The sequence below is a fragment of the Streptococcus sp. 959 genome (genome assembly GCF_013277075.1).
GTDB lineage: Bacteria > Bacillota > Bacilli > Lactobacillales > Streptococcaceae > Streptococcus > Streptococcus pseudopneumoniae_C.
This window is the reverse complement of record NZ_VMMF01000007.1, coordinates 25,448-37,194: the sequence shown is the minus strand read 5'-3', so window position 1 is coordinate 37,194 and position 11,747 is coordinate 25,448. Positions and strand designations below refer to the sequence as shown.

8 protein-coding genes are annotated in these 11,747 nt (G+C 40.9%); 6 read left to right on the top strand and 2 right to left on the bottom strand.

All coding sequences use genetic code 11. The features are described 5' to 3' along the window. Position 1: 1 nt before the first annotated feature. On the top strand, positions 2 to 811 hold the full coding sequence (locus tag HT717_RS02450; protein WP_061088052.1) for an MBL fold metallo-hydrolase: 810 nt from the start codon (positions 2 to 4) through the stop codon (positions 809 to 811). Positions 812 to 844: 33 nt separating this feature from the next. On the opposite strand, the gene HT717_RS02445 is transcribed toward HT717_RS02450, so the two are convergent. Together HT717_RS02445 and HT717_RS02440 are read right to left on the bottom strand one after the other, a co-directional pair. Beyond that, entirely contained in the window at positions 845 to 1,192 is a 348-nt protein-coding gene (locus HT717_RS02445) for a thiol reductase thioredoxin (protein ID WP_049539291.1), read from the bottom strand. 111 nt (positions 1,193 to 1,303) lie between these two features. Continuing rightward, positions 1,304 to 3,022 (bottom strand): phospho-sugar mutase, encoded by a 1,719-nt coding sequence (locus tag HT717_RS02440; RefSeq protein WP_004254235.1) that lies wholly within the window; start codon positions 3,020 to 3,022, stop codon positions 1,304 to 1,306. A gap of 153 nt (positions 3,023 to 3,175) precedes the next feature. On the opposite strand from HT717_RS02440, the gene HT717_RS02435 reads away from it, so the two are divergent. The 5 genes from HT717_RS02435 to pulA all read left to right on the top strand — a co-directional run bounded on the left by HT717_RS02435 (position 3,176) and on the right by pulA (position 11,651). Next, on the top strand, positions 3,176 to 5,077 hold the full coding sequence (locus HT717_RS02435; protein WP_173304284.1) for an ABC-F family ATP-binding cassette domain-containing protein: 1,902 nt from the start codon (positions 3,176 to 3,178) through the stop codon (positions 5,075 to 5,077). 2 nt (positions 5,078 to 5,079) lie between these two features. After that, positions 5,080 to 5,943 (top strand): MutR family transcriptional regulator, encoded by an 864-nt coding sequence (locus tag HT717_RS02430; protein WP_153196766.1) that lies wholly within the window; start codon positions 5,080 to 5,082, stop codon positions 5,941 to 5,943. Positions 5,944 to 6,022: 79 nt separating this feature from the next. Next, a complete protein-coding gene (locus HT717_RS02425) occupies positions 6,023 to 7,201 on the top strand; it encodes an MFS transporter (RefSeq protein WP_173304282.1) in 1,179 nt (392 codons plus the stop codon). A gap of 93 nt (positions 7,202 to 7,294) precedes the next feature. Then, the gene (gene ligA / locus HT717_RS02420) at positions 7,295 to 9,253 is read left to right on the top strand and encodes an NAD-dependent DNA ligase LigA (RefSeq protein ID WP_049539298.1); all 1,959 of its coding nucleotides are present in this window, start codon (positions 7,295 to 7,297) and stop codon (positions 9,251 to 9,253) included. 118 nt (positions 9,254 to 9,371) lie between these two features. Next, complete coding sequence (gene pulA, locus HT717_RS02415; protein WP_049539300.1) at positions 9,372 to 11,651, top strand: type I pullulanase; 2,280 nt, start codon at positions 9,372 to 9,374, stop codon at positions 11,649 to 11,651. Positions 11,652 to 11,747: the final 96 nt, after the last annotated feature.

Here is an 11,747-nt window from a genome sequence, read left to right as displayed (position 1 = left end):
AATGAGTGAAACAGGCTTTAAATACAGTATTTTAGCGTCGGGTTCCAGTGGAAATTCTTTTTATCTGGAAACCCCAAAAAAGAAGTTTTTAGTGGATGCAGGCTTATCTGGTAAAAAGATTACCAGCCTACTTGCTGAAATTAACCGCAAACCAGAAGACCTAGATGCCATATTGATTACCCATGAGCATTCTGACCATATTCATGGAGTAGGTGTTTTAGCTCGCAAGTATGGTATGGATTTGTATGCCAATGAAAAAACTTGGCAAGCTATGGAAAATAGTAAATATCTTGGCAAGGTGGATTCTTCGCAAAAGCACATCTTTGAGATGGGAAAAACCAAAACTTTTGGAGATATTGATATTGAGAGTTTTGGTGTAAGCCATGATGCAGTCGCACCGCAGTTCTATCGTTTTATGAAGGATGATAAGAGTTTTGTCATGTTGACTGATACAGGTTATGTTAGCGACCGTATGGCAGGAATTGTCGAAAATGCGGATGGCTATCTCATTGAGTCCAATCACGATGTAGAGATTTTGCGAGCAGGTTCTTACGCTTGGCGACTCAAACAACGAATCCTATCGGATCTTGGTCACCTTTCTAATGAAGATGGTGCTGAAGCTATGATTAGGACGCTAGGAAATCGCACTAAGAAAATCTACCTAGGACATTTGTCCAAGGAGAATAATATCAAGGAGCTAGCTCACATGACCATGGTCAACCAGCTAGCACAAGCTGATCTGGGAGTTGGAGTAGACTTTAAGGTTTATGATACCTCACCAGATACCGCAACACCATTAACAGAGATATAAAAAAGAAGGCGAGTGCCTTCTTTTTTATATCTTTTACAATCCTGCAAATTCTTTGATTTCTTGTGCTGACATTGAAGAGTCGCAACGGACATTGATTTGTCCATCCGCAATGTGAACAAATCCTGGTACAGTTGGGATTCCGTAGTGTGAGCGGAATGCTTGCAACTCATTAAGTTGACTTGGTTCTTCACTGTTGATGAAGTAGATGTGGGCTTTGGTTTCAGCTACGACACCTGACAATGTACCTGCAAATTTACGGCAGTAAGGGCAAGTTTTACGACCGATAAAGAAGGTTGCAGTTTCTTTTTTATCAAGAGCTTCTTGCGCACGCGCAACTGTAGTGACTTCAAGGTCTTTGATGTTTTCTAAAAATTGTTCCATGAGATTACCTCGCTTTCATTGATATGTCTAGTATGCCATAAAGTTTCTAAAATTGCTTAGATTTGATACGAAAAAAAGATGAGATTGGTTTGTCTCATCTTTTATAGTGTTTTATTTTACAAAAGCATTGATTTCTGCTTCGATGTTAGCAATCTTAGCTTGTGATTCTTCGTTGGTTTCACCTACAACTGCAATGTAGAACTTGATTTTTGGTTCTGTACCTGAAGGGCGAACTGCAATCCATGAACCGTCAGCAAGTGTGTATTTCAACACATCGCTTGGAGGAGTTGTCAAGTTTGTAACAGTTCCGTCAGCAGCAGTAGCAGTTTGAGCCTTGAAGTCTTCTACGACAGTGATAGCTGTTGTGTTCCATTCTTTTGGAGCATTGTTGCGGAATTTAGCCATAATTGCTTTGATTTGTTCAGCACCATCGACACCAGAAAGAGTTACAGAGATAGTCTTTTCTGCGTAGTAGCCATACTCTTTGTAGATTTCTTCGATACCGTCAGCAAGTGTCAAACCACGTGAACGGTAGTAGGCAGCAAGCTCAGCAACGACAAGAACGGCTTGGATAGCATCCTTATCACGTACGAATGGTTTAATCAAGTAACCGAAGCTTTCTTCAAATCCCATCATGTAAGTATGGTTGTGTTTTTCTTCGAATTCTTGGATTTTTTCAGCGATGAATTTGAAACCAGTCAAGACGTTGAACATGGTTGCGCCGTAGCTTTCAGCAATCTTCGTTACCAAGTCAGTTGATACGATAGATTTACATAGGGCTGCATTTTCAGGAAGAGTTCCAGCGTTTTTGTGGGCTTCCAAGATGTATTTCGCCATGATAGCACCGATTTGGTTACCTGAAAGGTTGAGGTAGCTACCATCTTTTTGAAGAACTTCAACACCAACACGGTCAGCGTCTGGGTCAGTTGCGACAAGAACGTCTGCACCAACTTGACGACCAAGTTCTTCAGCAAGGGCAAAGGCTGCTTGGCTTTCTGGGTTTGGAGATTTTACAGTTGAGAAGTCTGGGTCAGCAGTTGCTTGCGCTTCAACGACTTGAACAGAGTCAAATCCTGCTTGGGCAAGGGCACGACGAGCCAACATTTCACCAGTACCATGAAGTGGTGTGTAGACAATCTTCATGTCTTTACCGAATTCTTCAATCAAGGCTGGGTTGATGTTAACGTCCTTAACTTCTTTAAGGTATTCTACGTCAACAGCTTCGCCGATAACTTCAATCAAGCCAGAAGCTTTTTCAGCTTCCACATCAGCAACTTCTACCGCAAATGGGTTTTCGATTGCACGGATATAAGTAGTTAAAGCGTCTGCGTCGTGTGGAGGCATTTGTCCACCGTCTTCACCGTAAACCTTGTAACCGTTAAATGGTGCAGGGTTGTGACTGGCTGTGACCATGATACCCGCGAAACAGTTGAGGTGACGAACTGCAAATGAGAGTTCTGGAGTTGGACGAAGGCTTTCAAATACGTAAGATTTGATGCCGTGTTTAGCAAGAACTGCCGCAGATTCAAAGGCAAACTCAGGTGAGAAGTGACGGCTATCGTAGGCAATTGCCACACCACGTTCTTTTTCGTTTCCACCTTTTGACTCAATCAAACGAGCCAATCCTTCAGTAGCTTGGCGAACAACGTAAATGTTGATGCGGTTTGTACCAGCACCAATCAAGCCACGCATACCTGCAGTACCAAATTCAAGATTTGTATAGAAGGCATCTTCCTTAGTTTTTTCGTCCATATTTTCCAAATCTTGACGAAGGTAGTCAGGAAGCTCCGCAAAATCAACCCATTTCTGGTAATTTTCTTGGTAAGACATTAACATTCTCCTTTTTGTAAATTGTTTTAACCGTTCACATTATAGCACTTTTTAGTGTTTTAGTAAAACGGTAGCATAATTTTCAGAAAAGTAGTGACATATGCCGGTTTATCAAGTCTTGAATGCCTTTGGGAAACATGCTATACTACTTGTATGATTATTTTACAAGCTAATAAAATTGAACGTTCTTTTGCAGGAGAGGTTCTTTTCGATAATATTAATCTGCAGGTTGATGAACGAGATCGGATTGCTCTTGTTGGGAAAAATGGTGCAGGTAAGTCTACTCTTTTGAAGATTTTGGTTGGAGAAGAGGAGCCAACTAGCGGAGAAATCAATAAGAAAAAGGATATTTCTCTGTCTTACCTAGCCCAAGATAGCCGTTTTGAGTCTGAAAATACCATCTACGATGAGATGCTTTATGTCTTTGATGACCTGCGTCAAACTGAGAAACAACTTCGTCAGATGGAATTGGAGATGGGTGAAAAGTCTGGTGAGGATTTGGATAAACTGATGGCAGATTACGACCGCTTATCTGAGAATTTTCGCCAAGCAGGTGGCTTTACCTATGAAGCTGATATTCGAGCGATTTTAAATGGATTCAAGTTTGACGAGTCTATGTGGCAGATGAAAATTGCCGAGCTTTCTGGTGGTCAAAATACTCGTTTGGCGCTGGCCAAAATGCTCCTTGAAAAGCCAAACCTCTTGGTCTTGGACGAGCCAACCAACCACTTGGATATTGAAACCATTGCCTGGCTAGAGAATTACTTGGTAAACTATAGCGGTGCCCTCATTATTGTCAGCCACGACCGTTATTTCTTGGACAAGGTTGCAACGATTACGCTGGATTTGACCAAGCATTCCTTGGATCGCTATGTGGGGAATTACTCTCGTTTTGTTGAGTTGAAGGAGCAAAAACTAGCTACTGAAGCAAAAAACTATGAAAAGCAACAGAAGGAAATCGCTGCTCTGGAAGATTTTGTCAACCGCAATCTAGTCCGAGCTTCAACGACCAAACGTGCCCAATCTCGCCGTAAACAATTGGAAAAAATGGAGCGTTTGGACAAACCTGAAGCTGGTAAGAAATCAGCCAATATGACCTTCCAGTCTGAAAAAACGTCGGGCAATGTTGTTCTGACTGTTGAAAACGTGGCTATTGGCTATGATGGGGAAATATTGTCAGAGCCTATCAATCTAGACCTTCGTAAGATGAATGCTGTCGCTATTGTTGGTCCAAATGGTATTGGAAAGTCAACCTTTATCAAATCTATCGTGGAGCAGATTCCTTTTATCAAGGGAGAAAAACGCTTTGGTGCCAATGTTGAGGTTGGTTACTATGACCAAACCCAAAGCAAGCTAACACCAAGTAATACGGTACTTGATGAACTTTGGAATGATTTTAAACTGACACCGGAAGTTGAAATTCGTAACCGTCTAGGTGCCTTCCTTTTCTCAGGAGATGATGTTAAAAAATCAGTAGGCATGCTGTCTGGTGGCGAGAAAGCTCGTTTGCTTTTGGCTAAATTGTCTATGGAAAACAACAACTTCCTGATTCTTGACGAACCAACCAACCACTTGGATATTGATAGCAAGGAAGTGTTGGAAAATGCCTTGATTGACTTCGATGGAACTCTTCTATTCGTCAGCCACGACCGTTACTTTATCAATCGTGTGGCAACTCATGTACTGGAATTGTCTGAGAATGGTTCGACTCTTTACCTGGGAGATTATGACTACTATGTTGAGAAGAAAGCAGAAGTAGAAATGACTCAGGCTGAGGAAGCTTCAACCAGCAATCAAGCAAAAGAACCGAGCCCAGTTAATGATTATCAAGCTCAGAAAGAAAGTCAAAAAGAGGTTCGTAAACTTATGCGACAAATTGAAAGTCTAGAAGCTGAAATCGAAGAGTTAGAAAGTCAAAGCCAAGCCATTTCTGAACAAATGTTGGAAACAAACGATGCCGAAAAACTGATGGAATTGCAGGCTGAACTGGACAAAATCATCCACCGTCAGGAAGAAGCTATGCTTGAGTGGGAAGAATTATCAGAGCAGGTGTAAAGATGGAACATCTTGGAAAAGTATTTCGTGAATTTCGGACAAGTGGAAATTATTCCTTAAAAGAGGCTGCAGGCGAGTCCTGCTCAACCTCTCAGTTATCTCGCTTTGAGCTTGGGGAGTCTGACCTGGCAGTCTCGCGTTTCTTTGAGATTTTGGATAACATTCATGTAACGATTGAAAATTTCATGGATAAGGCAAGGAATTTTCATAATCATGAACATGTTGCCATGATGGGACAAATTGTGCCACTTTACTACTCAAATGATATTGCAGGTTTTCAAAAGCTTCAAAGAGAACAACTTGAAAAGGCTAAGAGTTCGACAAATCCCCTTTATTTTGAGCTGAACTGGATTTTGTTACAGGGTCTGATTTGTCAAAGAGATGCGAGTTATGATATGAAGCAGGATGATTTGGATAAGGTAGCAGATTATCTCTTCAAAACAGAAGAATGGACCATGTATGAGTTGATTCTTTTTGGGAATCTCTATAGTTTCTACGATGTGGACTATGTCACACGGATTGGTAGAGAAGTTATGGAGAGGGAAGAATTTTACCAAGAGATTGGTCGCCATAAGAGATTAGTTTTGATTTTGGCCCTCAATTGTTACCAGCATTGTTTAGAGCATCTTTCTTTTGACAATGCAAGCTATTTTGAGACTTATACAGAGAAGATTATTGGAAAAGGGATCAAGCTTTATGAGCGTAATATTTTCCATTATCTAAAAGGCTTTGATTTGTACCAAAAAGGACAGTGTAAAGAAGGTTGTAGCCAAATGAAAGAGGCCATGCATATTTTTGATGTGTTAGGTCTTCCAGAGCAAGTAGCCTACTATCAGGAACACTACGAAAAATTTGTCAAAGATTAATTTTCCCAAATAAGGGAAAAAATAAAAAACTCCTTTCAGTTTTGATACAATAGTTTCAAAATTTGAGAGGAGTTTTTGTATGAATCGCTATGCAGTACAGTTGATTAGCCGTGGAGCTGTTAACAAGATAGGGAATATGCTCTATGATTATGGGAATAGTGTCTGGTTGGCTTCCATGGGGACTATCGGACAGACAGTTTTAGGAATGTATCAGATTTCTGAACTCGTCACATCTATTCTCGTAAATCCTTTTGGCGGAGTTATTTCAGACCGATTTTCTCGTCGTAAGATTTTAATGGTGACAGACCTTGTTTGTGGGATTCTTTGTCTGGCTATTTCGTTCATAAGGAATGACAGTTGGATGATTGGGGCTTTGATTGTTGCTAATATTGTGCAGGCTATTGCTTTTGCCTTTTCTCGTACAGCCAATAAAGCTATTATAACTGAAGTGGTGGAGAAAGATGAGATTGTGATCTATAACTCTCGCTTAGAACTAGTTTTGCAGGTTGTAGGTGTTAGTTCTCCTGTTCTTTCCTTCCTTGTTTTACAATTTGCAAGTCTCCGCATTACCTTGGTATTAGATGCTCTTAGTTTTTTTCTCGCTTTTGGCTTGGTAGCCTTGCTTCCAAAGAAAGAAGAGAAGGCTTTGGGTGAGAAGAAACTTACATTCAAGGTTATTTTTTCTGATATCAAGGAGGGAGTTCACTATATTGTGAAGCAAAAAGAAATCTTCTTTTTGTTAGTCATAGCTTCAAGTGTCAATTTTTTCTTTGCAGCTTTTAATTACCTCCTCCCCTTTTCAAATCAGCTCTATGGGGTTCAAGGTGCCTATGCCACTATTTTAACAATGGGAGCTATCGGATCTATTGTTGGGGCCTTGTTCGCTAGTAAGATTAAAGCTAGTATGGAAATGCTTCTGTTTTTGTTGTCTCTGACTGGGCTTGGAGTGATGATAATGGGTTTCACCCTCCCCTCCTATCTTGCTTTTTCAGGAAATTTCATTTGTGAACTGTTTATGACAATTTTCAATATTCACTTTTTTACTCAAGTACAAACCAAGGTTGAAAGTGAATATCTGGGTAGAGTACTTAGCTCGATTTATACCCTAGCTATACTATTTATGCCTATAGCAACAGGTTTAATGACCTGGCTTCCAAGTGTCCATTTTTATTCTTTCTTGATTATAGGACTAGGAGTTGTCATCTTATCCTTATTAGCTCTAGGCTATGTTCGAACTCATTTTAAAAAAGAACTATAAGTCTGTTTGAGTTTTAAAAATAATTCCAATCTAAGTGTTTTTTTCCGCCCTTCTCGTTTGTGAGGAGGGCTTAGTTTATGGTAAAATGGTTTTATGAATAAAAGAATGAATGAGTTAGTTGCCTTGCTCAATCGCTATGCGACCGAGTACTACACCAGTGACAATCCGTCGGTTTCAGATAGTGAGTATGACCGACTTTACCGTGAGTTGGTTGAGTTGGAGGCTGCCTATCCAGATCAAGTATTAGCAGACAGTCCGACCCATCGTGTTGGTGGCAAGGTTTTAGATGGTTTTGAAAAATACAGTCATCAGTATCCTCTTTATAGTTTGCAGGATGCTTTTTCACGTGAGGAGCTTGATGCTTTTGATGCGCGTGTTCGTAAGGAACTAGCCCATCCAACCTATATTTGTGAGCTGAAAATAGATGGTTTGTCTATCTCTCTTACTTATGAAAAGGGGATTTTAGTTGCAGGTGCCACACGTGGTGATGGGTCTATTGGAGAAAATATCACAGAGAACCTCAAACGTGTCAAGGACATTCCTTTGACCTTACCAGAAGAACTAGATATCACAGTTCGTGGGGAATGTTACATGCCACGTGCCTCTTTTGACCAGGTCAACCAAGCTCGCCAAGAAAATGGAGAGCCTGAATTTGCCAATCCTCGTAATGCGGCAGCAGGAACACTACGTCAGCTGGATACAGCAGTAGTAGCCAAGCGCAATCTTGCGACTTTCTTATATCAAGAAGCCAGTCCTTCAACTCGTGACAGCCAAGAAAAAGTGTTGAAGCACCTAGAACAGCTTGGTTTTGTAGTTAATCCAAAGCGAGTCTTAGCTGAAAGCATGGATGAGATATGGGATTTCATCCAAGAGATAGGACAGGAGCGAGACAATCTATCTTATGATATCGATGGGGTGGTGATCAAGGTCAATGACCTAACAGGTCAAGAAGAACTTGGCTTTACCGTTAAGGCTCCAAAGTGGGCTGTAGCCTATAAGTTCCCTGCTGAGGAAAAAGAAGCCCAACTCTTATCCGTTGATTGGACAGTTGGTCGTACTGGAGTTGTCACGCCAACTGCAAATCTGACTCCTATTCAGCTTGCTGGGACAACTGTTAGCCGTGCGACTTTGCACAATGTAGATTATATTGCTGAAAAAGATATCCGCAAAGATGATACGGTTATCGTTTATAAGGCTGGAGATATCATCCCTGCCGTTTTGCGTGTCGTAGAGTCCAAACGGATTTCTGAAGAGAAACTAGATATCCCTACAAACTGCCCAAGTTGTGATTCTGACTTGTTGCACTTTGAAGATGAAGTGGCTCTCCGTTGTATCAATCCACGTTGCCCTGCCCAAATCATGGAAGGCTTGATCCACTTTGCCTCTCGAGATGCCATGAATATTACAGGACTTGGTCCATCTATCGTTGAGAAACTATTTGCTGCTAATCTGGTTAAGGATGTGGCGGATATTTACCGATTACAAGAAGAGGATTTCCTACTTTTAGAAGGTGTTAAGGAAAAGTCCGCTGCTAAACTGTATCAGGCAATCCAAGCATCTAAGGAAAATTCTGCCGAGAAGCTCTTGTTTGGTTTAGGCATTCGTCATGTCGGCAGTAAGGCCAGTCAGCTTTTACTTCAACATTTTCACTCGATTGAAAATCTGGCTCAGGCAGATCCAGACGAAGTAGCTAGTATTGAAAGTCTGGGTGGTGTGATTGCCAAGAGTCTTCAGACTTATTTTGCGACAGAGGGCTCTGAAATTCTGCTTAAAGAATTGAAAGAAGCTGGGGTCAATCTGGACTATAAAGGTAAAACTGTAGTAGCGGATGCAGCCTTGTCAGGTTTGACCGTTGTGTTGACAGGAAAATTGGAACGACTCAAACGCTCAGAAGCTAAAAGTAAACTCGAAAGCTTGGGAGCTAAAGTAACAGGCAGTGTTTCTAAAAAGACAGACCTTGTTGTTGCAGGAGCAGATGCTGGAAGTAAACTGCAAAAAGCACAGGAACTTGGAATTGAAGTTCGAGATGAAGCTTGGTTAGAAAGTCTGTAATGATAGTTTAAAACCAGAGTTTAGACAGTAAACTAGTTTGTTAATCGGGACAAAATCGGTCAAGAATTTATTAGTGAAATAGAAACAAATCAAGAAGTAAAAAGGAAAAATAAAAACAATGTATAACTACCCTATGCGCATTCATTACCATCGCAAGAATGGTGAATACGATACCTGCTCTTTTGTAAAAAGTCAGGATCAACGAATTGATTTACTGACCTACAAAGAAGATTATTTTGGTGCCTTATTTAACTTTGAACATCCAAGTTCTTATGCCTTAGAAAGTTTGAATTTTGTAGTTCACACGGGTCAAACCAGTAAAGAGTATGCTATCCGTTTTAATTACTATCCTCTTTTAACAGAGGTCTGGATTTTGGAAGGGGATGATAGAATTTATTACTCTGAAAATCCTGCTATTGCTAGTCCTTTCTATAAAAATCAAAATCCTTTTGCCTTTGATAAGGCCATTAACAGTGCTAGTTTTGATCATCACTGGGGCTACCAAGGGGAATTGGGGTGCCGTGTAGAGAACAATCAGGCTCATTTTGCTCTTTGGGCTCCAACAGCGACAGCAGTGCAGGTTGTGGTTTATGAATCAGCTACTAATGATGCACCTGTTTGGAAAACTTTTGATATGGAGAGAGGAAATAGCTACTCTTATAACCATAAAGACAATACAATCGGTGTTTGGAGTTTGGATGTTGAGGAAGATTTGACTGGTAAGGCTTATCACTATCAAGTCCAATTCCCTCATCACCAAACACTGACACGCGATCCGTACACTATTGCGACCAGCCCTGATGGCAAACGTTCAGCTATTCTGAGCCATGCAGAAAAGCAAGTTGAAAACTTCGAGGTCAAGCATGGTTCGGAGGCTACTTGGCGTTTGACAAATCCATGTAAGGCAGTCATCTGTGAAATGCATATTCGTGATTTGACCAAATCACCTACCTCAGGTGTGGATGAACATCTTCGAGGAACTTTCTTAGGTGCTTCACAGACTGGAACGGTTAACCAGTATGGCCAAGCAACTGCTTTTGATTACATCAAGAAGATAGGTTACAATTATGTTCAGTTGCAACCAATTGCAGACCGTCATAAAGAGTATGATGCGGATGGGGATGTAACCTACAACTGGGGTTATGACCCACAAAACTATAACGCACCAGAGACGAGCCTTTCAACAAACCCAGATGATCCAGCGCAGGTTATTCGTGATTTGAAGACCATGATTCAAGCCTATCACGATGCAGGTATTGGTGTTATTATGGATGTGGTCTATAACCATACCTTCTCAGTTGTTGATGCACCTTTCCAAACAACGGTCCCTGACTACTATTATCGTATGAATCCAGATGGTACCTTCCAGAATGGAACGGGTGTTGGAAATGAAACAGCCAGTGAACACGAAATGTTCCGCAAGTATATGATGGATTCTCTTCTATACTGGGTGCAGGAATACAATATTGACGGCTTCCGTTTTGACTTGATGGGGATTCATGATGTCAAGACCATGCAGATGATTCGTCAGAGTTTGGATGAAATTGACCCTAACATTATCCTTTATGGAGAAGGATGGGATATGGGGACAGGTCTTGCCCCTTATGATAAGGCTAAGAAAGACAACGCCTACGAAATGCCAAATATTGGTTTCTTTAATGACGATCAGCGTGATGCTGTCAAAGGTGGAGAAGTTTACGGTACTATTAAGTCAGGTTTTGTCAGTGGTGCTGCGACAGAGCCCATTCTTGCCAAAGCAATCCTTGGTAGTCGTGAATTAGGAACCTATACACATCCAAATCAAGTGCTTAACTATGTAGAAGCCCATGACAATTACAATCTTCACGATTTGTTGGCAACCCTTCATCCAGAACAAAGTTCAGAGCAAATCATGCGTAAAGTCGAAACTGCCACAGCCATGAATCTACTCATGCAAGGGATGGCCTTTATGGAAATCGGTCAAGAATTCGGTCGTACCAAACTTATTGCGACAGGTGAGAATGGTGAGTTGACTCATGATGATAGAGAGCGTGCTATGAATAGCTATAATGCTCCTGACAGTGTGAACCAAGTGAACTGGGACTTGATCAATGAGCGTCAAGGTAGTATTGAATTTATCCGTCAAATTATTCGATTGAAGACAGAAACCAGTGCCTTTTCTTACCCTACTTATGATGAGATTTACCATCATGTTTTTGTTCATTCCGCTCACGAGCACAGTGGTTGGATTGTCTATGAAATCCACGGGGAAGAACACCTATTGATCGTCTTTAATGCAAAAGGAGATGCGTTCCAGTTTGAAAATGCAGGAAATTTAGAACTCTTGGTGACCAATAGTCCTTCTGATGAGGAAAACAAAGTTGGTGGTGTCAGTGTTAGCATTTTTAAAGTGCTATAAATGTTAGCTTATTTTTTGGTATTTCTTTTATAAATATTTGAAAAACAAATCAGGAAATTCGTTTTCTGATTTGTTTTTTTACCTAAAAATACTACT

What these genes read in the sequence shown, in the direction of transcription:
- HT717_RS02450 (WP_061088052.1), top strand. Translation starts at nt 2, where the DNA reads ATGAGTGAAACAGGCTTTAAATACAGTATTTTAGCGTCGGGTTCCAGT.
- HT717_RS02430 (WP_153196766.1), top strand. Translation starts at nt 5,080, where the DNA reads ATGGAACATCTTGGAAAAGTATTTCGTGAATTTCGGACAAGTGGAAAT.
- HT717_RS02435 (WP_173304284.1), top strand. Translation starts at nt 3,176, where the DNA reads ATGATTATTTTACAAGCTAATAAAATTGAACGTTCTTTTGCAGGAGAG.
- HT717_RS02445 (WP_049539291.1), bottom strand. Translation starts at nt 1,192, where the DNA reads ATGGAACAATTTTTAGAAAACATCAAAGACCTTGAAGTCACTACAGTT.
- pulA (WP_049539300.1), top strand. Translation starts at nt 9,372, where the DNA reads ATGTATAACTACCCTATGCGCATTCATTACCATCGCAAGAATGGTGAA.
- ligA (WP_049539298.1), top strand. Translation starts at nt 7,295, where the DNA reads ATGAATAAAAGAATGAATGAGTTAGTTGCCTTGCTCAATCGCTATGCG.
- HT717_RS02440 (WP_004254235.1), bottom strand. Translation starts at nt 3,022, where the DNA reads ATGTCTTACCAAGAAAATTACCAGAAATGGGTTGATTTTGCGGAGCTT.
- HT717_RS02425 (WP_173304282.1), top strand. Translation starts at nt 6,023, where the DNA reads ATGAATCGCTATGCAGTACAGTTGATTAGCCGTGGAGCTGTTAACAAG.